19 protein-coding genes are annotated in these 24215 nt (G+C 75.4%); 7 read left to right on the forward strand and 12 right to left on the reverse strand.

Annotated features, from left to right (window positions below):
- Positions 1–2: 2 nt before the first annotated feature.
- From murG to rsmH, 9 genes are all read right to left on the reverse strand, one after another.
- On the reverse strand, positions 3–1094 hold the full coding sequence (gene murG / locus J7W19_RS08140; RefSeq protein WP_004952663.1) for an undecaprenyldiphospho-muramoylpentapeptide beta-N-acetylglucosaminyltransferase: 1092 nt from the start codon (positions 1092–1094) through the stop codon (positions 3–5).
- A gap of 6 nt (positions 1095–1100) precedes the next feature.
- On the reverse strand, positions 1101–2510 hold the full coding sequence (gene ftsW / locus J7W19_RS08145) for a putative lipid II flippase FtsW (RefSeq protein WP_004952661.1): 1410 nt from the start codon (positions 2508–2510) through the stop codon (positions 1101–1103).
- A 58-nt stretch (positions 2511–2568) separates the two neighbouring features.
- Positions 2569–4035, reverse strand: coding sequence for a UDP-N-acetylmuramoyl-L-alanine--D-glutamate ligase (gene murD, locus J7W19_RS08150; RefSeq protein ID WP_051072736.1), 1467 nt, complete (start codon positions 4033–4035; stop codon positions 2569–2571).
- Positions 4017–5081 (reverse strand): phospho-N-acetylmuramoyl-pentapeptide-transferase, encoded by a 1065-nt coding sequence (gene mraY / locus J7W19_RS08155; protein WP_004952655.1) that lies wholly within the window; start codon positions 5079–5081, stop codon positions 4017–4019. Before mraY ends, murD begins: the two co-directional genes overlap by 19 nt.
- On the reverse strand, positions 5078–6502 hold the full coding sequence (locus tag J7W19_RS08160; protein ID WP_004952652.1) for a UDP-N-acetylmuramoyl-tripeptide--D-alanyl-D-alanine ligase: 1425 nt from the start codon (positions 6500–6502) through the stop codon (positions 5078–5080). Before J7W19_RS08160 ends, mraY begins: the two co-directional genes overlap by 4 nt.
- A 65-nt stretch (positions 6503–6567) precedes the next feature.
- Positions 6568–8301 (reverse strand): UDP-N-acetylmuramoyl-L-alanyl-D-glutamate--2,6-diaminopimelate ligase, encoded by a 1734-nt coding sequence (locus J7W19_RS08165; protein ID WP_078588235.1) that lies wholly within the window; start codon positions 8299–8301, stop codon positions 6568–6570.
- A 37-nt stretch (positions 8302–8338) separates the two neighbouring features.
- Positions 8339–10243, reverse strand: coding sequence for a peptidoglycan D,D-transpeptidase FtsI family protein (locus J7W19_RS08170; protein ID WP_004952648.1), 1905 nt, complete (start codon positions 10241–10243; stop codon positions 8339–8341).
- A gap of 4 nt (positions 10244–10247) precedes the next feature.
- The gene (locus J7W19_RS32805; RefSeq protein WP_004952645.1) at positions 10248–10832 is read right to left on the reverse strand and encodes an FtsB family cell division protein; all 585 of its coding nucleotides are present in this window, start codon (positions 10830–10832) and stop codon (positions 10248–10250) included.
- Complete coding sequence (gene rsmH / locus J7W19_RS08180) at positions 10829–11797, reverse strand: 16S rRNA (cytosine(1402)-N(4))-methyltransferase RsmH (RefSeq protein ID WP_004952641.1); 969 nt, start codon at positions 11795–11797, stop codon at positions 10829–10831. Before rsmH ends, J7W19_RS32805 begins: the two co-directional genes overlap by 4 nt.
- Before the next feature lie 425 nt (positions 11798–12222).
- Here rsmH and J7W19_RS08185 point away from each other — a divergent pair, with 425 nt between their 5' ends.
- The 4 genes from J7W19_RS08185 (at position 12223) to J7W19_RS08200 (ending at position 18014) form a co-directional block, all read left to right on the forward strand.
- Positions 12223–12774 (forward strand): beta-class carbonic anhydrase, encoded by a 552-nt coding sequence (locus J7W19_RS08185; protein ID WP_004952639.1) that lies wholly within the window; start codon positions 12223–12225, stop codon positions 12772–12774.
- A gap of 176 nt (positions 12775–12950) precedes the next feature.
- The gene (locus tag J7W19_RS08190) at positions 12951–13955 is read left to right on the forward strand and encodes an AAA family ATPase (RefSeq protein WP_004952635.1); all 1005 of its coding nucleotides are present in this window, start codon (positions 12951–12953) and stop codon (positions 13953–13955) included.
- Positions 13952–15343, forward strand: coding sequence for a DUF58 domain-containing protein (locus J7W19_RS08195; RefSeq protein WP_004952633.1), 1392 nt, complete (start codon positions 13952–13954; stop codon positions 15341–15343). Before J7W19_RS08190 ends, J7W19_RS08195 begins: the two co-directional genes overlap by 4 nt.
- 316 nt (positions 15344–15659) lie before the next feature.
- Positions 15660–18014, forward strand: coding sequence for a transglutaminaseTgpA domain-containing protein (locus tag J7W19_RS08200; RefSeq protein ID WP_004952630.1), 2355 nt, complete (start codon positions 15660–15662; stop codon positions 18012–18014).
- A 250-nt stretch (positions 18015–18264) separates the two neighbouring features.
- Here the strand turns inward: J7W19_RS08200 and J7W19_RS08205 are convergent, their stop codons facing one another.
- From J7W19_RS08205 to J7W19_RS08215, 3 genes are all read right to left on the reverse strand, one after another.
- Positions 18265–18678: a DUF3040 domain-containing protein gene (locus tag J7W19_RS08205; RefSeq protein ID WP_004946555.1), complete on the reverse strand. Its 414-nt coding sequence runs from the start codon at positions 18676–18678 to the stop codon at positions 18265–18267.
- 246 nt (positions 18679–18924) lie between these two features.
- Positions 18925–19731 (reverse strand): methyltransferase, encoded by an 807-nt coding sequence (locus J7W19_RS08210; protein WP_004946557.1) that lies wholly within the window; start codon positions 19729–19731, stop codon positions 18925–18927.
- Between the two features lie 136 nt (positions 19732–19867).
- Positions 19868–20389: an SAV_6107 family HEPN domain-containing protein gene (locus tag J7W19_RS08215; protein ID WP_004946558.1), complete on the reverse strand. Its 522-nt coding sequence runs from the start codon at positions 20387–20389 to the stop codon at positions 19868–19870.
- Between the two features lie 228 nt (positions 20390–20617).
- On the opposite strand from J7W19_RS08215, the gene J7W19_RS08220 reads away from it, so the two are divergent.
- The 3 genes from J7W19_RS08220 (at position 20618) to J7W19_RS08230 (ending at position 24130) form a co-directional block, all read left to right on the forward strand.
- On the forward strand, positions 20618–21346 hold the full coding sequence (locus J7W19_RS08220; protein WP_004946561.1) for an ATP-binding cassette domain-containing protein: 729 nt from the start codon (positions 20618–20620) through the stop codon (positions 21344–21346).
- Positions 21318–23453, forward strand: coding sequence for a YhgE/Pip domain-containing protein (locus tag J7W19_RS08225; RefSeq protein WP_004946565.1), 2136 nt, complete (start codon positions 21318–21320; stop codon positions 23451–23453). Before J7W19_RS08220 ends, J7W19_RS08225 begins: the two co-directional genes overlap by 29 nt.
- Before the next feature lie 62 nt (positions 23454–23515).
- Entirely contained in the window at positions 23516–24130 is a 615-nt protein-coding gene (locus J7W19_RS08230; RefSeq protein ID WP_004946568.1) for a TetR/AcrR family transcriptional regulator, read from the forward strand.
- Positions 24131–24215 lie beyond the last annotated feature (85 nt).

A 24215-nucleotide genomic window follows, 5' to 3' on the forward strand; every position in this document is an offset into this window, starting at 1 on the left:
CGTCAGCCCCTGCGGGCGGCGATCGCCTCGTAGACCATGCCGACGAGCAGCTCGTCGGCGTCCCGGCGGCCGAACTCGGCGGCGGCGCGGGACATGTCGTACAGCCGCTGCGGGTCGGCGAGGACCGGGAGCACGTTGTGGTGGATCCACTCCGGGCTCAGCTCGGCGTCGTCGACCAGCAGTCCGCCGCCCGCCTTGACCACCGGCTGGGCGTTGAGCCGCTGTTCGCCGTTGCCGATGGGCAGCGGGACGTAGGCGGCGGGGAGCCCGACGGCGGAGAGTTCGGCGACGGTCATCGCGCCCGCGCGGCAGAGCATCATGTCGGCCGCGGCGTACGCGAGGTCCATGCGGTCCACATACGATACCGGGATGTAAGGCGGCATTCCGGGCATGTTGTCCACATGCGGCACGTCGTTCTTCGGACCGACCGCGTGCAGGATCTGGATGCCCGAGCGCTGCAGCGACGGGGCGACCGCCTGGACGACCTCGTTCAGCCGGCGGGCGCCCTGGGAGCCGCCCGACACCAGCAGGGTCGGCATGTTCGGCTCCAGGCCGAACGCGGCGCGGGCCTCCCAGCGCAGGGCCGCCCGGTCCAGGGTGGCGATCGTGCGGCGCAGCGGGATGCCCACGTAACGGGCGTTGCGCAGCTTGCTGTCCGGGGTGGACACCGCGACGCCGGCCGCGTAGCGCGAGCCGATCTTGTTGGCCAGGCCGGGGCGGGCGTTGGCCTCGTGGACGATGATCGGCACGCCGAGCCGCTTGGCGGCCAGGTAGCCGGGGAGCGCCACATAGCCGCCGAAGCCGACCACGCAGTCGGCCTTGGTGCGCTCCAGGATCTGCTCGGCGGCCTTGATGGTGCCGCGCAGCCGCCCGGGCACGGTGATCAGCTCGGGCGTGGGCTTGCGGGGCAGCGGCACCGCCGGGATCAGCCCCAGTTCGTAGCCCCGCTCGGGCACGAGCCGGGTCTCCAGCCCGCGCTCCGTGCCGAGCGCCGTGATCCCCACGGTCGGGTCCTGCCTGCGCAGGGCGTCCGCGAGGGCGAGCGCGGGCTCGATGTGGCCGGCGGTCCCCCCGCCGGCGAGTACGACATGCACCGAAATTCACCGCTCTCCGGACGGCCGCTTCTTGACGCGCCGTCTCATCGTCTTCCATCTCACCCCAGGCTGCCGCATGGCCAGCGCCGCCCGCGCACCGGGTTCGTCGCGCGCGAAGGCGATCAGGAGCCCGATGGCGAACATGGTCGGCAGCAGGGCGGACCCTCCGTAGGAGAACAGCGGGAGCGGCACACCGGCGATCGGCAGCAGGCCGAGCACCGCACCGATGTTCACCACGGCCTGGGCCGTGATCCAGGTGGTCACCGCTCCCGCGGCGTACCTCACGAAGGGGTCCTCCGTGCGTCCGGCCACGCGGATACCCGCATAGCCTAGAGCCGCGAAGAGGGCGAGGACCGACAGCGTCCCCGCCAGGCCCAGCTCCTCACCGGTGATCGCGAAGATGAAGTCGGTGTGGGGCTCGGGCAGTTCGCCCCATTTTTCGACGCTCGCGCCCAGTCCGGCACCGAACCAACCGCCGTTGGCCAGCGCGTAGATCCCGTGCACGGCCTGCCAGCACTGGTCGTTGGCGCCCGGGTCGGTGGCGCCGATGCAGTCCAGCCGGGACATCCGGTTGGCGCTGGTCTTGATGAACAGGACGGCGAGCGCTCCTGTGACACCGATCACCCCGGCGAACAGCCGGGTGGGGGCGCCGGCCACCCAGAGCAGGCCGAAGAGGACGAAGGTGAGCACCACGGTGGTGCCCATGTCGCCGCCGACCATGATCAGGCCGAGCAGCACGAAGGTGACGGGCACCAGCGGCACCAGGAGGTGCTTCCACTGGGTGAGCAGCTTCTTGTGCTGCTTGCGGGCCAGCAGGTCGGCGCCCCAGAGCACCAGGGCCAGCTTGGCGAACTCGCTGGGCTGGGCCTGGAAGGGGCCGCCGAGGGAGATCCAGTTGGTGTTGCCGTTGATGGTCTCGCCGATGCCGGGCACCTGGACCAGGACGAGCAGGAAGGCGGACACGGCGAGCAGCGGGTAGGCGAGCGCCCGCAGCACCTTCACCGGCAGCCGGGCGGCCACCAGCAGCAGGGCGGTGCCGATGGCGGCGGCGAGGAGCTGCTTGCGGAAGAAGTAGGTGGGGGCCAGCCCGTTCTGGAGGGCCTTGATCTGGGAGGCCGAGTAGACCATCACCAGGCCCAGCACGGTGATCAGCAGCGAGCCGCCGAGGATCAGGTAGTACGCCGTCAGGGGCCGGTCCCAGGCGCGGCGGGCGCGGGCGTGCAGGGCGCGCAGCCCGCCCTGGCCGCCGGGGAGCCGGCCGCGCGGCGGGCCGCCCGTTCCCGGGCCCCTGCCCGCCGTCCCGCGGGCCGGGGCGGCGCCGGACGGGCGGGCGGGCCGGGAGCGCGCGGAGGGCCCGCGCAGGGCCGTCCAGGCGCCGGGCGGCCCCGCGGTGGCGTGGACGTGGTCGGCGTGCATCCGGGTCCCCTCCGCTGCTGTTCCGGGCCGCCCGGCCCGCGGCGCGGGGCCGTGGCGGCTAGTTCTCCGTGGCGCGGCCGGCGGCGGGTTCCCCGGGCCCGGCCTGGTCGGCCAGCTCCCGGACCGCCGCCGCGAACGCCTCGCCCCGCTCGCCGTAGTGGGTGAACATGTCCATCGACGCGCAGGCCGGGGCCAGCAGGACCGTGTCGCCGGGCGCGGCGAGCCGGGCCGCCTCCCGGACGGCCTCGGCCATCGCCCCAGTGTCGGTCCGGTCGAGGTCCACCACCGGGACATCCGGGGCGTGTCGTGCCAGCGCCTCCTTGATCAGGGCCCGGTCGGCCCCGAGCAGGACGGCGCCGCGCAGCCGCCCGGCGGCGCCGGCGGCCAGCTCGTCGAAGGTCGCGCCCTTGGCGAGGCCGCCCGCGATCCACACCACGGACCCGTAGGCGGCCAGGGACGCCTCGGCGGCGTGGGTGTTGGTGGCCTTGGAGTCGTCCACGTACGCCACCCCGGCCACGTCGGCGACGTGGGCGATGCGGTGGGCGTCCGGCCGGAAGGCGCGCAGGCCGTCGCGGACGGCCTTGGGCTCCACGCCGAAGGCGCGCGCCAGGGCGGCGGCGGCCAGGGCGTTGGCGATGTTGTGCGGCGCCGGCGGGTGGATGTCGGAGACCTCGGCGAGCTCCTGGGCGTTGCGCTGCCGGTCGGCGACGAACGCCCGGTCGACGAGGATGCCGTCGACCACGCCGAGTTCCGAGAGGCCGGGGGCGCCGAGGGTGAAGCCGATGGCGCGGCAGCCCTCCTCGACGTCGGCGTCGCGGACCAGCTGCTCGGTGCGCGGGTCGGCGGTGTTGTAGACGCAGGCGACCCGGTTGCCCTCGAAGACCCGGCCCTTGTCGGCGGCGTACGCCTTCATGGAGCCGTGCCAGTCGAGGTGGTCGGGGGCCAGGTTGAGGACGGCCGCGGAGTGGGCGCGCAGCGAGGGCGCCCAGTGCAGCTGGTAGCTGGAGAGCTCGACGGCGAGGACGTCGTAGGGCTCCTGGGAGAGCACCACGTCGACGATGGGGGTGCCGATGTTGCCGACGGCGGCGGTGCGCAGGCCGGCGGCCTCCAGGATGGAGGCGAGCATCCGGACGGTCGTCGTCTTGCCGTTGGTGCCGGTGACGGCGAGCCACGGGGGCGCGCCCTCGCCGCGCAGCCGCCAGGCGATCTCGACGTCGCCGACGACATCGACGCCGGCCTCGGCGGCGGCGGTGAACAGCGGGCTGTCCGGGCGCCAGCCGGGCGAGGTGACGACGAGGTCGGTGCCCTCGGGGAGGGTGTCGGCGTCGTTCAGCCGTACGGTGACGGCGTCGCCGAGGCCGGCCGCGCGCTCGCGCAGGGCCTCGCCGTCGCCGCCGTCGACGACGGTGACCCGGGCGCCGAGGCCGGCCAGGGCGCGGGCGGCGCTGACGCCGCTCACGCCGAGGCCGGCGACGGTGATGTGCTTGCCGTGGAATTCCGAGGTGGTCACTTGATGGCCAGCCATCCCGCGTAGAAGATTCCGAGGCCGACGGCCACGCACAGGCCCTGGATAATCCAGAAGCGGACCACCACGAGGACTTCGCTCCACCCCTTGAGTTCGAAGTGGTGCTGGAGCGGGGCCATCCGGAAGACGCGCTTGCCGGTGAGGCGGAACGAGCCGACCTGGATCACCACGGACATGGTGATGAGGACGAACAGACCGCCGAGCACGGCGATGAGCAGCTCGGTGCGGGAGCAGATGGCCAGGCCCGCGAGCGCGCCGCCGAGGGCGAGCGAGCCGGTGTCACCCATGAAGATCTTGGCCGGCGAGGTGTTCCACCAGAGGAAGCCGAAACAGGAGCCCATCAGCGCGGAGGCCACGACGGCGAGGTCGAGTGGGTCCCTGACCTCGTAACAGGCGGCGCCCGCGGTCAGCGGGTTGCCGCAGGACTGGCCGTGCTGCCAGGTGCCGATGAACACGTACGCGCCGAAGACCATCACCGAGGCGCCGGTGGCGAGGCCGTCGAGGCCGTCGGTGAGGTTCACGCCGTTCGACATCGCGAGGATCATGAACAGCGCCCAGACCACGAAGATCACCGGGCCCAGCGCCCAGCCGAAGTCCTGGGTGAACGACAGCCGGGTGGAGGCCGGGGTCTGGCCGCGGGTGTCGGCGAACTGCAGGGCCAGCACCGCGAAGGCGATGCCGACGATCAGCTGGCCGGCCATCTTGGCCTTGGCCCGCAGACCGAGGCTGCGCTGCTTGACGATCTTGATGTAGTCGTCGAGGAAGCCGACCAGGCCCATGCCGGCGGTGAGGAACAGCACCAGCAGACCGGAGGTGGTCGGCTTGCTGCTGGTCGCCACCTTGGTGACGGCGTAGGCGACCAGGGTGGCCAGAATGAAGGCGATGCCGCCCATGGTGGGCGTGCCCTTCTTCCCGGCGTGGCCGCGCGGGCCGTCGTCCCGGATGAACTGGCCGTAGCCCTTGCGGGCGAGGAACTTGATCAGCAGCGGGGTGCCGATCAGCGTCAGGAAGAGTCCGACGACTCCCGCGACAAGGATCTGGTTCATCGACCGGTGACCTCGCCCTCACCCGCGAGCAACTGTTCCGCGACCCGTTCCAGCCCGACCGACCGGGACCCCTTCACCAGGACGACGTCCCCCGGACGCAGCTCGCTGCGCAGCAGGTCGACCGCCGCCCGCACGTCGGACACGTGCACCGACTCCTCACCCCACGAACCCTCGTTGTAGGCGCCCATGCACAGCCAGGCCGCTTCCCTGTCCCCGACTGCCACGAGCTTGCTGACGTTGAGCCGGACGGCCAGCCGTCCGACCGCGTCGTGCTCGGCGAGCGACTCCTCGCCGAGCTCCGCCATTCGGCCGAGCACCGCCCACGTGCGGCCCCCCCGCGCCCTGGCGGTCTCGCCCATGGCGGCCAGCGCGCGGAGCGCGGCCTTCATGGACTCGGGGTTCGCGTTGTAGGCGTCGTTGACGATCGTCACGCCGTCCGCGCGCTCGGTGACCTCCATCCGCCAGCGGGAGAGCTGGCCCGCCTCGGAGAGCGCGGAGGCGATCTCCTGCACGGGCATGCCCAGCTCGTGGGCGACGGCGGCGGCGGCGAGCGCGTTCGACACGTGGTGCTCACCGTACAGCCGCATGGTCACCTCGGCGCACCCGGTGGGGGTGTGCAGCGTGAAGGCGGGCCGGCCGTCCGGGGTGAGGCGGACGTCCGCGGCCCGGACGTCGGCGTCGGCGGCCTCGCCGAACAGCACCGTACGGGCCTTGGTGCGCGCGGTCATGGCGCGGACCAGCGGATCGTCGGCGTTGAGCACGGCGACGCCGCCCTCGGCCGCCGCCGGCAGGGACTCGACCAGCTCGCCCTTGGCCAGCGCGATCTGTTCGCGTCCGCCGAACTCGCCGATGTGCGCGGTGCCGACGTTGAGCACGAGGCCGATGCGCGGCGGGGTGAGCTCGGCGAGGTAGCGGATGTGGCCGACGCCGCGGGCGCCCATCTCCAGGACGAGGTGGCGGGTCTCCTCGGTGGCGCGCAGGGCGGTCACCGGGAGGCCGATCTCGTTGTTGAGGTTGCCGGCCGGGCAGACCGTCGGGCCCAGGCGGCCCAGGAGCTGCCCGATGAGGTCCTTGGTGCTGGTCTTCCCGGCGGAGCCGGTCAGGCCGACGACGGTGGCGCCCAGGCGCTCCACGACGGCGCGGGCCAGGGCCCCGAGGGCTGCGACGACGTCCGGGACGACGATGGCGGGTACGCCGACGGGCCGGGTGGCCAGTACGGCGACCGCCCCGGCCTCGATGGCGCGTCCGGCGTAGTCGTGGCCGTCGACGTGCTCCCCGGCGAAGGCCGCGAACAGGCCGCCGGGGACCACCTCACGGGAGTCGTAGACGACCGGGCCGGTGGCCAGGGCGTCCGGGTCCGGTATGTCGTGCTGCCGCCCGCCGACGAGGGCGGTGATCTCGGCGAGGGACAGGGGGATCACCTGGGGTCACCTCCGGCCGTTCGGTCGGGCTGCCAAGGGGAGGGTTGTGCGCGCATGGCGGTCTGTCATCCCTGGTCGTTCCGGTGCTTGGTGACCGCGTGGGTACCGGCGCCGCGCTCGATGGCCTCGCGCAGTACCCGGCGGTCGTCGAAGGGGCGTACCACTCCGGCGATGTCCTGGCCCTGCTCGTGGCCCTTGCCCAGGACGAGGACGGTGTCTCCGGGCTCGGCGCGGGCGACGGCGGCGGCGATGGCGGCGGCGCGGTCCTCCATGAGCAGGACGGCGCCGCGCTCGGCGGCGGGCACCTCGGCGGCGCCCGCGAGCATGGTGGCGAGGATCGCGAGGGGATCCTCGGAGCGGGGGTTGTCGGAGGTCAGGACGGCGGTGTCGGCGAGCCGGGCCAGCGCGGCGCCCATCGGGGCGCGCTTGGTGGTGTCCCGGTCGCCGCCGCAGCCGAGGACGGCGTGGATGCGGCCCGGGGTGACCTTGCGCAGGGCGCGGAGAACCGATTCGACGGCGTCCGTCTTGTGGGCGTAGTCGACGACGGCGAGGTAGCCCTGCCCTGCGTCGACGCGCTCCAGCCGGCCGGGGACGCCGGCGACGGCGGCGACGCCGTCCGCGGCGGTCTTCGGGTCGGCGCCGGCGGCGACCAGCGCCACCACGGCGGCCAGCGCGTTGGCGACGTTGAACGGGCCGGCGAGCGGCGAACGGGCGGGCACCGAGATGCCGTCGGGGCCCTCGATGGTGAACGTGGAGTCGAACAGGCCGCTCTCGACGTCCACCGCGCGCCAGTCGGCGTCCGGGCTGCCCGCGGCGGAGAAGGTGACGACGGGGACCTCGGACTCGCCCTCGGCGAGCCGGCGGCCGTACGCGTCGTCGAGGTTGACCACGCCGAGGCGGCTGCGCTCCTTGGTGAACAGCTCGGCCTTGGCCCGGAAGTAGTCCTCCATGTCGGAGTGGAACTCCATGTGCTCCGGGCTGAGGTTGTTGAAGACGGCGACGTCGAAGACGCAGCCGTCCACCCGGCCGAGCACCAGGGCGTGGCTGGAGACCTCCATGGCCACCGAGTGGACGCCCTTCTCGCGCATCACGGCGAACAGCGCCTGGAGGTCGGTGGCCTCGGGGGTGGTGCGCTCGGACTTGATCCGCTCGTCGCCGATGCGGGACTCGACGGTGCCGATCAGGCCGGTGAGGGCCGCCGGGCGGTCGTCGGAGGCACGGGAGCGCTCCCAGGCGCGCAGTCCGCCCTCGATGAGGTAGGCGGTGGTGGTCTTGCCGGAGGTGCCCGTGATGCCGATGCGCAGCAGGTCCCGGCCGGGCTCGCCGTAGACGGCGGCGGCGAGGGCGCCCATCCGGCCGCGCGGGTCGTCGACGACCAGGACCGGCAGGCCGGTGGCGGCGGCGCGCTCGGCGCCCGCCGGGTCGGTCAGCACGGCCGCGGCGCCGAGCTTCGCCGCCTGCTCGCTGAAGGCGGCGCCGTGGAACCGGGCGCCGGGCAGGGCCGCGTAGAGGTCGCCGGGGCGGACCGCACGGGAGTCGTGCGTGATGCCGGTGACCCCTGCCTCGGGGGCTCCCGCGCCCTCGGGGGCGCGGACGCCCAGCTGACCGGCGAGCTCGGTGAGCGGCACCGGCCGGACCCGGGTGGGGCGGGGCGCTCCCGGAGTGGTGGGTTCCGGGGTGGTGGCTGGGGACTGATCAGCGTGGGGCACGGCGGTGAGCGTACCGGGCGCACCCGGCCCGTCGCGAAGCGAGGGGCGCGCCGGGCCGCGGTTCCCGGGTCCGGACGTGCCGTGCGTCACAGTCGGCACGGCCCGGTGGCGCGGCGCGGCGGCACGCTCAGTACTCCACGGGCAGCCGCGGCGGCCCGCTGCCGGAGGGCGGCACCTGGAGCGTCTTCAGCGCGAAGGACATGACCTGCTGGAACACCGGTCCGCAGATCTGGCCGCCGAAGTAGCTGCCCCGGGTGGGGTTCTGGATGGCGCAGTAGACGGTGACCCGGGGCTGGTCGGCGGGGGCGAAGCCGGCGAAGGAGGCGGTGTAGCCGTGGTAGCGGCCGGTGCGCGGATCCACCCGGTTGGACGTGCCCGTCTTGCCGGCCACCCGGTAGCCGGGGATCTTCGCCTTGGTCCCGGTGCCGTCCCGGTCGTCGACGACCGACTCCAGCATCTCCGACAGCTGCTTGGCGGTCTTCTCGCTGACCACCCGGGTGCGGGGCGGGGCGGGCGCCGGGATGTAGCGCCCGTCGGGGCCCTTGGTGCCGCGCACCAGCGTCGGCCGGACGCGTTCGCCGCCGCCGGCGATGGTCGAGTAGACCGAGGCGGCCTGGACGGCGTTGAGGGACAGGCCCTGGCCGAACGGGACGGTGTAGCGCTGGGAGGCGCTCCACTCGCGCGCCGGGGCGAGGATGCCCGGCGTCTCGCCCGGGAAGCCCAGGCCGGTGGGCTGCCCGAGGCCGAACTTCCGCAGGTACGAGTAGAGGACGGCGCCCGACTCCTCGGGGGTCTTGCCGAGCTGCTCGCTGGCCAGGATGGTGCCGATGTTGCTGGACTTGGCGAGCACCCCGTTGAGGGTGAGGTGCCAGGTGGCGTGGTCGATGTCGTCGGCGAACGCCCGGTCGGCGCGCGGCAGCCGGTTGGGGACCTCCACCCGGGTGCCGGGGGTGGCGACGCCCTCCTCCAGCACGGCCGCCATGGTCATCACCTTGTTGACGCTGCCGGGCTCGTAGGCGTCCTGGAGCGCGGCGTTGCCCAGCGCGGCGCGGTCGGCGTGGGCGAGGTCGTTGGGGTTGTAGCCGGGGGCGTTGGCCATGGCCAGGATCTCGCCGCTGCGGGAGTCCTGGACGACGACGTAGCCGCGGTCGGCGGCGGACGCGCGGACCTGGGCGGCGATGGCGCTCTGGGCGGCCCACTGGATGTCCCGGTCGATGGTCAGCTCGACGTCCGAGCCGGGGACGGCGGCCTGCTCCTTGAGGTCGCCGGTGGGCACCTGCCGGCCGCCGGACTGGGCGTAGACCCGTTTGCCGTCCTTGCCCGCGAGCGCGGTGTTGAGCTGGGCCTCCAGCCCGCCGCCGCCCTTGCCGTCGGCGTTGACGAAGCCCAGTATCCCGGCGGCGAGGTCGCCGTTGGGGTACACGCGCTTGCTGTGCGCCTCGCGGTTGACGCCGGTGAGCAGGTTGAGGGCGCCGTGCTTGCCGCGGACACGGGCGGCCTTCCCCTGCTTGAGCTCCCGGATGCGGTCCCAGACCTGGGGCGGCTGCTGCCGGGCCAGGACGACGTACTTGGAGGCCGGGTTGGCGGTGAGCTTCTCCTCCACCTCGTCGACGGGCCCGCCCAGGACCGGGGCCAGCAGCCGGGCGGCCTTGTGGGCGGCGTCGCGGAGGCCGGTGCGCTCGGGGGTGAGCAGGTCGGGGGCGGCGGTGATGTCGTAGGCGTCGACGGTGGTGGCCAGGTCCACGCCGTTGCGGTCGGTGATGGCACCGCGCTCGGCGGCCAGGGTGACGGGGATGTAGCGGTTGACGTTGGCGCGGGCCGCGTAGGCGTCGGCGTCGACGGCCTGCACCTGGAGCAGCCGCACCGTGAACACCAGCAGCACCAGGGTGAGGCCGAGCCCGATCAGCCGGAGCCGGGGCCTGGGGCTGCCCAGGCGGAGCGGACGGGAGCCGACGCGGGGGCGCGCCGGGCGGGCCGCGGGGCGGGCGGGCCCGGGAACCGGGCGGCGGGGCTGCTGCCTGGGCGCCGTCACGACGTCACCTGCCTGGGAGTCCGGGGAGGGAGGGCACAGAAGGTGGTGTAGGTGCTGTGGATGCCGTAGGTGCCGCGGGTGCCGGCGAGGGGGCCGGTTCGGCCGCCGGTGGCGCCGGGGCCGGCACGGGGGACGGTACGGGCGCGGGTACCGGCGCGGGCGCGGGCGGCCGGTACGCGGCCGGGTCCGCCCCGTCGGCATCGGGAGTCCCACCGGCCTCCGGCGCCGGGGCGGGAACCCCGCTGACCGTCCCGTCGGGGTTGAGGAAGGCCGGGCTGCCGCCGGGGACCATGCCCAGCTCGCGGGCCCGGCGCTCCAGCGCGTCCGGGGCGGCGAGCTGGTCGACCTCCTGCTGCAGGGCCTGCTGCCGGTCGGTCAGCTCGGTGGTCTTCCGCTGGAGCCTGGTCAGCTCGAACGAGCCCTGGTTCAGCGCGGAGTTGAGCAGCAGCAGGCCGATCAGCCCGGAGCCGAGCAGCACCACGACCAGCAGCACGAAGGGGGTGCGCCGCGCGCCGCCGGTCCCGACCGGCAGCAGCCGGCCGAGCCGGATCCCGCCGGCGGTGCCCCGGGTGCGCGCGGTGGCCGTCACGGCGCGTCCGTCACGTCCTCGCGGATGCGCTCGGCTCCGCGCAGCCGGGCGGGGGCGGCCCGCCGGTTCTCGGCGATCTCCTGCTCGGTGGGCAGTTCGGCGCCGCGGGTGAGCAGCTTCAGCCGCGGCTGGTAGCGCTCGGGGACGACGGGCAGGCCGGGGGGCGCGGTGGTGGCGGCGCCCGCCGCGAAGACCTGCTTGACGATGCGGTCCTCCAGCGACTGGTAGGAGAGCACCGCGATCCGGCCGCCCACGGCGAGCGCCTTGACGGCGGCCGGAATGGCCCGCTCCACGCTGGCCAGTTCGCCGTTGACCTCGATGCGCAGCGCCTGGAAGGTGCGCTTGGCGGGGTTGCCGCCGGTCCGCTTGGCGGCCTGCGGCAGCGCGTCGCGGATGAGCTCGACCAGCCGGGCGCTGCGGGTGAAGGGCTCCTTCTCGCGCTCCCGGACGACCGCCTCGACGATCCGCCGGGCCTGCTTCTCCTCGCCGTACGCCCGCAGGATGCGGACGAGTTCGCCCGGCGGGTAGGTGTTGAGGACCTCGGCCGCGCTGATGCCCTTCGTCTGGTCCATGCGCATGTCGAGCGGCGCGTCCTGCGCGTAGGCGAAGCCGCGGTCGGCCTCGTCGAGCTGCATGGAGGAGACGCCGAGGTCGAACAGGACGCCCTGCACGCGCGGGATGCCCAGCCGCTCCAGCACCTCGGGCAGCTCGTGGTAGACGGCCCGCACGAGGGTGGCGCGCTCCCCGAAGGGGGCCAGCCGCTCGCCGGCCAGGGCGAGGGCGGTGGGGTCGCGGTCGAGGGCGACGAGCCGGGCCTCCGGGAAGGTGGTGAGCAGCGCCTCGCTGTGCCCCCCGGCGCCCAGCGTGCAGTCGACGACGACGGCACCGGGCTCGGTGAGGGCGGGGGCGAGCATGTCCAGGCAGCGCTGGAGCATGACGGGGACGTGACGCGCGTTGCTGCTCATGCGCCCTTCTGGGAGTGCGGTGCGGCGCGGGGCGCGCGCACCGCCGGGTCCCCGCCCGCTCGAAGGGGATGCGCCGCCCGGCCCGGCGCCGGCGGGCGGCACGGGACGGCCGGGGAGCGGGAGGAGGCCGAGGGGTACGGGCACATCGCGCACGGGCGGGTTTCCGGATTTCCTGGTACGGCTGGGTCGCTGGCGTTCCGGCGGTTCGGGGAGCGGCTCGCCTCCCACTTCGCGCCACTTTAGTCCACTCGTCCCGCCGGTCAATCAACCGGCCAGCGCGCCGGAGGACGGGCCGCGGCGGCCGGCTCACCCGGACGGCCGCACGCCCCTCCGGGCTGTGGCTTGTCTCACAGATGGCCGCGTTGACGGCGTTTGCCCGGCTCTTCGGGGGGCCGACGGGCCGGTAGCCGACTACCTTCGTGCACATGTCGATATCCGCGTCTCCGCCCCCCAGCACCTCCGGCGCCGACGGCGGCCACTCCACGGTCACGGACCGTCTCGTGGCGGCCAACGCGCGCTACGCCGCCGAGTTCACCGATCCGGGCATGGACGCCCGGCCGGTCCTCAAGGTCGCGGTCGTCGCCTGCATGGACGCCCGCATCGACCTGCACGCCGCGCTCGGCCTGGAGCTCGGCGACTGCCACACCATCCGCAACGCCGGCGGTGTCGTCACCGACGACATCATCCGGTCCCTGACCATCAGCCAGCGCGCGCTGGGTACCCGTTCGGTGGTCCTCATCCACCACACGGGCTGCGGCCTGCTGAACCTGACGGAGGACTTCCGGCACGAGATCGAGGAGGAGGTCGGGCAGCGGCCGCCGTGGGCCGTGGAGGCGTTCCGCGACCTGGACCAGGACGTCCGGCAGTCCATGCAGCGGGTGCGCACCTCCCCGTTCCTGCTGCACAAGGACGACGTCCGCGGGTTCGTCTTCGACGTGACCACCGGACTGCTGCGGGAGATCGACCCGCGGTCCTGACCGAACGGGAGAGCCCGCCCGCGCTGCCGCCGTGCCGCGCGGGCGGTGAGAATGCGTGAAGGAACCGCCGTCCCGCCCGCCTCGCGCGGGCGGGGCGCCGGCGGGGTTGGGGAGGGGCCGTTCCCGGTGGGGGGACGGGATCCCGTGAACGTGTGGACGGGCCGAGGAGGGCCGGGGTGACGACCTTTGACGAACGAGCGGGCCTGAGCGATCTGACGAGTACGGCGGAGCGGGTGCGCGCCTCCGTCGAGGCCGTGATCGAGGGCAAGCCGGAGGTCGTCAGGACCGCGCTGACCGTGCTGCTGGCCGAGGGCCACCTGCTCATCGAGGACGTGCCGGGGGTGGGCAAGACCATGCTCGCCAAGGCGCTGGCCCGCTCGGTCGACTGCTCGGTGCGGCGCATCCAGTTCACGCCGGACCTGCTGCCGTCCGACATCACCGGCGTCAGCGTCTTCGACCAGGAGCGGCGGGAGTTCGAGTTCAGACCGGGGGCGATCTTCGCGCAGATCGTCATCGGCGACGAGATCAACCGGGCCTCCCCGAAGACCCAGTCGGCCCTGCTGGAGTCGATGGAGGAGCGCCAGGTCACGGCCGACGGCCTGACCCACGAACTGCCCAGCCCCTTCATGGTGGTGGCCACCCAGAACCCGGTCGAGATGGAGGGCACCTACCCGCTGCCGGAGGCGCAGCGCGACCGGTTCATGGCCCGGGTCTCCATGGGCTACCCCAGCCCCGAGGCCGAACTGCGGATGCTGGACCTGCACGGCGGCACCTCGCCGCTGGACGACCTCCAGCCGGCCGCGCACGCCCACGACATCGTCAAGCTGGTCGAGACCGTCCGGGCCGTGCACGTCGCCGAACCGGTGCGGCGGTACGCGGTGGACCTGGTCAACGGCACCCGGCACCACCCCGAGCTGCGGCTCGGCGCGTCGCCGCGCGGCACCCTGCACCTGCTGCGCGCCGCGAAGGCCACGGCGGCGCTGGCCGGCCGCGACTACACGCTGCCCGACGACGTCCGGGCGATGGCCGTCGCCGTGCTGGCGCACCGGCTGCTGCCGACCGCGCAGGCGCAGCTGAGCAGACGCACCCCGGAGCAGATCGTCCTGGACATCCTGCGGCTCACCCCCGTCCCCGTCCCGGAGCAGGCCGCCCCGCGGCCCCCGGAGGCGCGACGGCCGTGACGGAGCACCCGTACCCCCCGGAGGGACCGGCCGACGGCGACGGCGGCGGGCTGCGGGCGGCGTTCGGGGGGCTGACCACGCGCGGCCGGTCCTTCCTGGCCGCCGGGGCCGCCGCCGTCGTCTGCTCCTACGTCCTGGGCCAGGAGGGCCTGCTGAGGGTGGGGCTGCTGCTGGCCGTCCTGCCGGTGGTGTGCGTCCTGGTGCTGCACCGCACCCGGCACCGGATCACCGGCGACCGCGTGCTGTCCCCCGCCCGGGTGATCGCCGGGCAGGAGGCGCAGGTGCGGCTGCGCGTCGCCAACGTCTCCCGGGTGCCCACCGGCGTGCTGCTGGTCGAGGACCAGGTGCCCTGGGTGCTCGGCCCGCACCCGCGGTTCACCCTGGACCGGATGCAGGCGGGCGGCCACCGCGAGGTGGCCTACCGGGTCCGGGCCGACCTGCGCGGCCGCTACCCGCTGGGGCCGCTGCGGCTGCGGCTGACCGACCCGTTCGGCATGTGCGAGGTCAGCCGCGGGTTCGGCGGCCACGCGCTGCTCACGGCCGTCCCGTACTGCGAGCCGCTGCCGCAGTTGCGGCTGTCCGGCGACGCGGCCGGGCGCGGCGACGGCAGCCTGCGCACGCTCGCCCTCGCGGGCGACGACGACGTCATCCCGCGCGCCTACCGGCACGGCGACGACGTGCGCCGCGTCAACTGGCGGGCCACCGCCCGGACCGGCGAGCTGATGGTGCGCCGGGAGGAGCAGCAGCGGCGGGCGCAGGCCACGGTGCTGCTCGACACCCGGGGCGTCGCCTACGCCGGGGCCGGGCCGGGCGCGCCGTTCGAACGGGCGGTGGCGGCGGCCGCGTCCGTCGCCGTCCACCTGCTGCAACTGGGCTTCACCGTGCGGCTGCTGACCGACACCGGCGCCTGGCTCTCCGGCCCCGAGGGCGTCGGCGGGCGGGCCGGCGGGGCGGGCCTCGACCCGGCGGACGCGGCCGGGACGCTGCTGGACGCGCTCGCGGTCGTGGACCACTCGGAGGGCCTGGACCTGTCCGCCGCCCACGACGCGCTGCGCGGTGACACCGGGGGGCTGCTCGTGGCGTTCGTCGGCGGGCTCACCGACCAGGAGGCCGCGCGCGTCGCCGCCCTGCGCCGGCGCGGCACCACGGCGCTCGCGTTCCTCCTCGACCCGGTCGCCTGGCCGGGCGCCCCCCTGGGCCACCCGAACGCCTTTGTCCCGCTCCGCACCCTCCACGCCGCCGGCTGGACGGCCCTGGCCATGACCCCGCACCTCCCGTTCCCTGCCCTGTGGCAGCTCGCGGGGACACCGGCGGGACGGGGCGGGAGCGCGGCGGGCGTCCCCGGGTACGGGGGGCCGGGGGGACCGGGACCGGGGGGATGGGCGTGAGCGGAGCACGGGACACCGGCGGCCCGGGGACGGCCCGGCGCGGCGCGGGCCGCGGGGCGGGCGGGACGGTCCCGGCGCCTGCCTGTCGCCGGTGCGCGGCAGGGCCGGTGCCGGGCGGCACGCGGGAGACCGGCGGCGTCCCCGGACGGTCGGAAGCGGTGTGGGGTCGGGGTCGGTCGGGGGCGGCCCGGACCTGGGCGGTGCCGAGCCGGCCGGGGACCGCCCGGGCCGGGGCGTACGGGTGGGAGCGGTGCCGGGTGGGGACGGCCGGGGCCGGAAGGCGCGGGTCGTGTCGGCGGGAACGGGGAGGACGGGTATGAGCGGCGGTATACGGGCCGCCCTGTGCGCCGTGGTGGCCACGGTGGGGGCCGCCTGCGCGATGGTGCCGCTGGTGGACGGGGCCGGCTGGCTCGTCCAGGCGGCGGCGCTGCTCGCGGTGCAGGCCGCGGCCGGGGTGGCGGTCCGGCGGTTCGTGTCGGCCCGGCCGCTCGCGACCGTCGCGGAGGCGCTCACCGGGCTGCTGCTGCTCACCCTGGTCTTCGCCCGCGGCCACGCCGTCGCCGGGCTGCTGCCGGGCCCCGCGGCGTTCGAGGAGTTCTCCCGGCTGCTGAACCAGGGCGCGGACGACATCGGGCGGTACGCGATACCGGCGCCCGCGTCGCCGGGCATCCGGTTGATGCTGGTCGGCGGCGTACTGGTGATCGGCCTGGTCGTGGACCTGCTGGCGGTCGCCTACCGGAGCGCGGCGACCGCCGGGCTGCCGCTGCTGGCGCTGTACTCGGTCGGGGCCGGGCTGGCCCAGGGCGGCCGGGACTGGCTGTGGTTCCTGGCCGGCGCGGGCGGCTACCTGCTGCTGCTCCTCGCGGAGAGCCGGGAGCGCCTGGGCCGCCACGGGTTCGGCGGCCAGGCCGGGGCCGAACCCGTCGCGGGAGGGCCGGTCGGCGGCGCGTTCGCGGACGCGTTCGGCAGCGCGTTCGCGCCCGGCCGCACCGGCCGCCGCATCGGCGTGCTCGCACTCGGGGTGGCCGTGGCCGTCCCGGCGGTGCTGCCCGCGATCGGCGGCGGCCTGCTGGCGCCGCGCGGCCGGGACGCGGGCCAGGAACGCGAGGGCGGCACGATCTCCGCGGTCAACCCGCTGGTCTCGCTCCGGGACAGCCTCAACCAGCGGGAGAACCGCGAACTCCTCCGCTACCGCACTTCCTCCGAGGCGCCGCAGGACCTGTACCTGCGGATCGTCGCGCTCGACCGGTTCGACGGCGCCACCTGGCGCACCTCGGAGCGGCGCGTCGTCGACGTCCCGGACCGGCTGCCCGCGCCCCAGGGCCTCTCCCCCGACGTGCGCACGGTCCGGGTGAACACCTCGGTCGCCGCCGCCGAGGGCTACGGGCAGGACTACCTGCCGCTGCCCTACCCGGCGGACTCGGTGCGCGTCAGCGGCCAGTGGCGGTACGAGCCGGAGGGCCGGACCCTGGTCGGCGACCACGGGCAGACCACCCGCGGGCTGCGCTACCAGGTGTCCACCCTGGCCCCCCAGCCGACCGCCGAGCAGCTCGCCAACGCGCCCCGGCCGCCCGAGGCGCTGCACCGCGAGTACACCAAGGTGCCGTCGACGCTGCCCGCGGTGGTCGCGGAGCGGGCGCGGCAGGTCACCGAGGGCGCGCGCAGCGACTACGAGCGGGCGGTACGGCTGCAGGAGTGGTTCGCGGTCGGCGGCGGGTTCACCTACGACACCGACGTGCGGACGGGCGGCGACGACGAGGCCGTCGCGCGGTTCCTGGAGGAGAAGCGGGGCTTCTGCGTCCACTTCTCCTTCTCGATGGCGGCGATGGCGCGGACGCTGGGCATCCCGGCCCGGGTCGCGGTCGGCTTCACCGCCGGCGACCGGCAGGAGGACGGCTCCATGTCCGTGGGCTCCAAGGACGCCCACGCCTGGCCGGAGCTGTACTTCGAGGGCGCGGGCTGGACCCGCTTCGAGCCGACGCCCAGCCGCGGCAGCCGGCCGGTGTACACCGTCGAGCAGCCCGCCCCCGGGGCCTCGCCGGGCGCCCCGGCGCCCACCCCGGACCACTCCGCCGCGCCCCGGCCGACGCCGACGGCGGGCGCGGACTGCCCCGGGCGGCCGGAGGGCGGCCGGTGCCCCGACCCGTCGCGGACGGGCTCCCCCGCGCTCTCCTCCGACGCTCCCGGTCCGGACTCCGGTGTCCCGGTCGTCCCGCTGGTGGCGGCGGGCGCCGCCCTGCTCGCGGCCCTGCTGGCCGCTCCCCCGCTGCTGCGCACCCGCATCCGGGCCCGGCGGCTCGGCGGCCCGGAGCCGCGGACCCCGGAGGAGGCGGCCGGCCGCACGCTGGCCGCCTGGCGGGAGCTGCTGGACACGGCCTGGGACTACGGGATCCCGCCCGACGCGGCGCGGACGCCTCGGGGGGCGGTGGAGCGGATCGTCCGGGACGGCTCGCTCTCGGCCGGTGCCGCTTCGGCGGCGGGGCGGGTGGCCGATGCGGTGGAGCTGGCGCTCTACGCTCCACGGCCCGCGCTTGCCGATGTGCCTTCGGGTGAGGTGGCCCTGGTGCGGGCCGGGCTCCGGGCCGAGGCCGGCCGGGCCGCGCGGCTGCGGGCGTTCTTCGCGCCGGCGTCGCTGGGGCGGTCCCTGCGGGGGGTTCGCCTGCGGCGGTAGGTGCCCCGGCCCCGCCCTTTCACCGTTCCTTGCGGGGGCAAGCCCCCGCACCCCCGCAACCGCGCTCCGCGCGGTTGTCCTCAAACGCCGGACAGGCTGGATATCGCGCCCGGGCGCGGAAATCAGCCCGTCCGGCGTTTGAGGACGAGCGGCGAAGCCGCGAAAAGGGGGGTCTGGGGCCGCAGCCCCCAGGAAACGGCGAAGGGGCGGGACCGGGGCACACCCCGTCCCGCCCCGAAAGCCCGGCGCGTCAGCGCCCCTGCTCGTCGCGCCGCCGCTGCCAGCGCTGTTCGATGCGGTCCATCATGGAGCGGCGCTGCCGCATCTGGCGGCGGGCGGCCAGGCCGCCGCCGCTCATGGGCCCCGCGCCTCGCTGCGGGCCGCCGCCGGGACGTGGCGCCTTGCGCCACCCCGTCACCACCAGCACCGCACACCCCAGCATGACGAGGAAACCCACCACGCTGATCCAGATCCACTGGGCGACCATTCCGGCCATGAGGAGCGCGATGCCCACCAGGAAGCCCGCGATCGCCTGGTAGACCCGTCGCCGGGTGTACGTGCGCAGGCCGCTGCCTTCGAGCGCTGTGGCGAACTTGGGATCTTCGGCGTACAGCGCTCGCTCCATCTGCTCGAGCATGCGCTGCTCGTGCTCCGAGAGCGGCACGGAGTCCTCCTACTCGTCGGTCGCGGGGGGCGACCGGGGTGCGACCCTTTCAGGATAGGCAGGGAATCGCCCCCGTGAAACCCGCCCCTCTGCGCCAATTCGCCCCACCGGACCCGGTGTGGCGGTCGGTGTTGTGGTGATGACGTCGGGACGTTCATTCCCTGCCCGCCGACCCGTCATGCCGGACCGTGTCTACCGATCATACGGGGCGAACGGGCTGATCGGGCCGGCCCGTGCGGCCCCGGTTCAGCGCCGTTCGGCCAGGACGTGGAGCTGGGTGGCCACCGCGTGGAAGGCGGGCAGGGCCGCCGCCTCGGCCTCCAGGCGGGCCAGGGCATCCCGGGCGCCGGGCTGGGCGTCCACGAGCACGCCGGGGACCAGGTCGGCGAAGACGCGGACGCCGTGCACGGCGGTGACGTCCAGGCCGGCGCCGGCGACCAGCTCCGACAGCTGGTCGGCGGTGAAGCGGCGCGGTACGGGGTCGCCGGCGCCCCAGTGCCCCGCGGGGTCGGTGAGGGCCTGCCGGGCCTCGGCGAAGTGGCCGGCGAGGGCGCGGGCGAGGACCGCCCCGCCGAGGCCGGCGGCGAGCAGGCTGAGCACGCCGGAGGGGCGCAGGGCGGCGGCGACGGCCCGCAGGCCCTCGGCGGGGTCGTCCACGTACTCCAGGACGCCGTGGCAGAGGACGGCGTCGTACGCGCCGCGGCCGACCACGTCGAACAGGTTCTGGGTGTCGCCCTGGACCCCGCGCACCCGGTCGGCGACGCCGGCCTCGGCGGCCCGGCGCTCCAGCGCGAACAGCGCGTTGGGGCTGGGGTCCACGACGGTGACCCGGTGACCGAGGCGGGCGGCCTCGACGGCGAACTGGCCGCTGCCGCCGCCCGCGTCCAGGACCTCCAGTCCGGCACCGGCACCGCCGCCGGTACCCCCGCCGGCACTCTGACCGACCGCAGCCCGCCGGTCGAGGGCGTCCCGCAGGACCTCCCAGACCACGGCGGTACGCAGGGACGCACGGGGGCGCGATGGGGTCTCCCCACCCAGGGAAGGCTCGGACACGGCGGGTGGCTCCTCGGCGCGGGTGGCGGCACCGCCGGTGCGGCGGTGGCGGATGACGGTCGTCGGCGGTCCCAGCCTAATGGGCCGGGTCCCGGCCGCCCGCACGCCGCTCCCCCGTGGGCCGCGGCGGGCCCGGTCACCCGCCGTTCACCCCCACCCCGCCGCGGCCGGGGGCGGGTTGCGCGGGGAGCCGGGGCTGGAGGACCAGCCCCCGTTCGACGAGCCGCAGGAACATCGCCGCCGCGCGCAGCAGCTCGTCGGCCTCCCGTTCGTTCGCCGCCGACGCTATCCCGGCCTCGGCCCGGGCCCGGCGGGCGGCCCCGGCGGCGAACAGGGCGCTCCACTCCGCGAGTTCGGGAACGGCCTCGGGCAGGACCTCCCAGGCGCTGCGGATCCGGTGCCGCCGGCCGGCCGTGGTCTCCGGCCGGCCCCGGGCGGCGAGCACGGCGGCGGCGGTGCGCAGCGCGGCGAGGTGGGCGGTGGCGAACCGCTCGTGCGGGGCGTCGAGGGCGGCGGCCTCCACCAGGGCCCGCCGGGCCTGGGCGAGGTGCTCGGCGGCGGCGGGCGGCGCGACGGCGTGGGCGGGCGGGGGTACGTCCCAGACGCCCGGGGCGGCCGGGCGCGGGGAAGGGCGGACGTCGTTCCTGCTGCGGGCCATGACGAACCTCCTTCGTCGGGGCGGTCCGGGCGGATGCCCGTACCACCGTCTGCCCTTATCGTCCTGCACCCCACTGACAATCGGCCTGACCTGCAAGGACATTGGGAATGCCACCCCGCCGGCGGGGGCAGGGGAAGGGTGCGCCATACTTTTTGCACTGACTGGTCAGTGCAAGTGCAGGACGCTCACGCAAGCCGCACCACCGCCACGTCACCTGGAGGCCGTCGTATGGACCGCACCTCGCTCGGGGCCGCCGTCGCGGCCCGCGGACTCGGCGTCGCCGGGCCCCGCGGCTGGACGTTCCGCGCCGTGGACGTCGCCGCCGCCCCCGGCGACCTCGTCGCCGTCGAAGGCCCGTCCGGCTCGGGCCGTACCTGTCTTCTGCTCACGCTCACCGGAAGAATGCGCCCCACCGCCGGGACGGCCGAGGTCGGCGGCCTGCCGCTGCCCCGCCGGATGGCCGCTGTCCGCCGGATCACGGCGCTCGCCCAGATCGCCGGCGTCTGCGAACCGGAGGGCGCGCTGAGCGTCGGGGAGCACCTGCGGGAACGGGTGCTGCTGTGCCGCCGGTTCACCGGTGGCCCCCGCGCGCTGTTCCGTCCTCCGGCCGAGGCCGCCGAGCGCGCCGAGGCGGCCCTCGCGACCGTCGGCCTCGACCCGGACGCGCTGCCCGCCGGCCCCCGTACCCTCGCCCGCGACCTCGGCCGGCCGGAGTCGCTGCGGCTGTCCCTCGCCCTGGCCCTGATCGGCGGCCCGCGCCTGATCGCCGTCGACGACGCCGACCTCAAACTCGGCCCCGCCGACCGCGCGGACGCCTGGGCGCTGCTGCGGTCCGTCGCGGCGTCCGGCCCCACCGTGCTCGCCGTCTGCGGCGAGGCGCCGGAGGACGCCGACGCCGTCGTCACCACCCACGGGAAGGAGACGGCGGATGCGTTCGCCGCGGCTGGCCGCGCTTGAGCTCAGGAAGTTCGGCAGGGGCGCCCTGCCGCGCGCCGCGCTCGTCGCGCTGCTGCTCCTCCCGCTGCTCTACGGGGCCCTGTACCTCTGGTCGTTCTGGGACCCCTACGGGCGGCTCGACAAGGTACCCGTGGCGCTGGTGAACGCCGACCGGGGCGCCACCGTGGACGGCAAGCGGCTCACCGCCGGCGACTCCATCGTCGACGGCCTGCGCGACAGCAGGACGTTCCGGTGGCGGGAGACCGGTGCCGAGGAGGCCCGGAAGGGCCTGGAGGACGGCACGTACTACCTGTCGCTCACCATCCCCGCCGACTTCAGCCGGCGGATCGCCTCCAGCGCCGGGGACTCCCCGGAGACCGGGGCGCTCCAGGTCCGGACGAACGACGCCAACAACTACATCGTCGGCTCCATATCCCGCACCGTCTTCTCCGAGGTCCGCGCCGCCGCCTCGCGCAAGGCGTCCCGCTCCTTCTACGACCGGATCTTCGTCTCCTTCTCCACCCTGCACGGGAAGACCCAGGAGGCCGCCGAGGGCGCGGACAAGCTGGGCGACGGCATCGGCACCGCCCGCAAGGGCGCAGGCGACCTCAAGGACGGCCTGGACAAGGCCGCGGAGGGCAGCGGGCGGCTGCGGAGCGGCGTCGGCGAACTGTACGGCGGCGCCGGGAAGCTGGACGACGCCTCGGGGCGACTCGCCGACGGCGCGGGCAAGGTGGCGGCCGGCACCCGGAAGCTCGCCGACCGGGTCAACGGCGCGGCGGCGAGCCCGGACGCCCGCTACGTGAAGGAGCACGCCCGCGAGATCGGCGAGGACGCCCGCAAGGTGGCCGCCGAGGCGCGGACGCTCCGCCGGCACCTGGACGACCTGCCGTCCGCCGCCACCACCGCGAAGCTCGCCCGGGGCAGCGCGGCCGGCGCCGAGGTGCTCGGCGACTCCTACGCCGAGCTCTGCGAACGGGCCGCCGAACCCCCGGCGTTCTGCCCGAAGCTGCGCAAGGCGCTGTTCGCCGCCCGGCAGTCCGCCCTGGGCGCCCGCGAGCTCGACACCCTCGTACAGAACCGGAACGGCGAACTCGACGCGTTCCCGGCCAAACTGGACGCCCTCCGCTCCGGCGCCGAGAAGCTGCGCGACAAGGCGCCCACGCTGGCGTCCGAGATCGACGCCGCCGTCCGCGACGTCAACGCCCTCGACTCCGGCGCCCACCGCGTCGCCGACGGCGCGGGGAAGCTGCACGACGGCGCCGGGAAGCTGCGCGACGGCCTCGGCACCGCGAGCAAGGGCGCCGCCGGCCTCGACGACGGGCTCGGGAAGCTGCGCGACGGCGCCGACAGGCTCCAGGGCGGCATGGTCAAGCTCTCCGACGGCTCGTCCAAGCTGGCCGGCGGGCTGCACGACGGTGCCAAGCGGATCCCCGACTACGGCAAGGACGAGCGCGACGCCCGGACCGGCGTCATGGCCGACCCGGTCGGACTCGCCTCCCGCGCCACCCACAAGGCGCCCAACTACGGCACCGGCTTCGCCCCGTACTTCATCCCGCTCTCCCTCTGGGTCGGCGCGATGGTGGCCTACATGCTGTTCCCGCCGCTCAACCGGCGCGCCCTGGCCGCGGGTGCCCCGGCCTGGCGGACCGCCCTCGCGGGCTGGCTGCCGGTCGTCGCGGTCGGGGTGCTCCAGGCCGCCGCGCTGCTGGCCGTCCTGTGCTGGGGGCTGGGCCTGCACCTGGCCCGCGCGGCGGGCACGATCGGCTTCCTGTGCCTGGTGACGGCGTCCTTCGCCGCGATCGTGCAGTGGCTCAACGCCCGCTTCGGCCCGGCCGGCCGGATCCTCGTCCTGATGCTGCTGATGCTCCAGCTGACGTCGGCGGGCGGCACCTACCCGGTGCAGACCAGCCCCGGCTTCTTCAACGCGCTGCACCCCTTCCTGCCCATGAGCTACGTGGTCGACGGGCTGCGCCACCTCATCACCGGCGGCGATCCGGCGGCCGTGTGGCGGGCCTGTGCCGTGCTGGCCGCGTTCGCCGCGGGCGCCCTGGCGCTCACCGCGTGGACGGCCCGGCGCCGGCAGGTGTGGACGGTACGGGACCTGCATCCGGAGCTGAGCCTGTGAGGCCCGTGCGTCCCGTGGGGCCCGTACCGGAGGACACGGTGCGTACAGGGAGAATCACCCGCATGGACAGCAGCAGTACGCGCCGCGGCAGAACCCGGCGCCGCCTCTTCGAGGCGGCCGTCACCCTCATCGCCGAACAGGGCTTCTCCTCCACCACCGTCGACGAGATCGCCGAACGCGCCGGGGTGGCCAAGGGCACCGTCTACTACAACTTCGCGAGCAAGACGGTCCTCTTCGAGGAGCTCCTGCGGGACGGCATCGAGCTGCTGACCGTCTCCCTCCGGCAGGCCGCGGACGACACGGCGGCCCGCGGCGGCGGCCGGGTGGACGCGCTCGACGCGATGGTGCGGGCGGGCCTGGACTTCATCGCCCGCTACCCGGCGCTGATGCAGCTGTACGTCGCGGAGCTGTGGCGCACCAACCGGGCCTGGCAGTCGACGCTGATGCAGGTGCGGCAGAAGGCGATCGCCGTGATCGAGGGGGTGCTGGCAGAGGCCGTCGCCGAGGGCGAGCTGAGCCCGGAGATCGACGTTCCGCTGACGGCGTCGGCGCTGTTCGGGATGGTGCTGGTGGCCGCGCTGGACTGGCAGTCGTTCCAGCCGGAGCGGTCGGTGGAGGAGGTGCACGCGGCGCTGTCGCGGCTGCTCCAGGGGCGCGTGGGCGGGCACGCCTGCTAGCCGGCGGGTGACGGGCGCCCGGCCCCGCGCGCGGCGCCCGTTCCGCCGCCCCGTGCCGGCGGTGCGGGCGCCGCGCTCCCCCACG

The sequence above is a fragment of the Streptomyces mobaraensis NBRC 13819 = DSM 40847 genome, from assembly GCF_017916255.1.
Lineage (GTDB): Bacteria > Actinomycetota > Actinomycetes > Streptomycetales > Streptomycetaceae > Streptomyces > Streptomyces mobaraensis.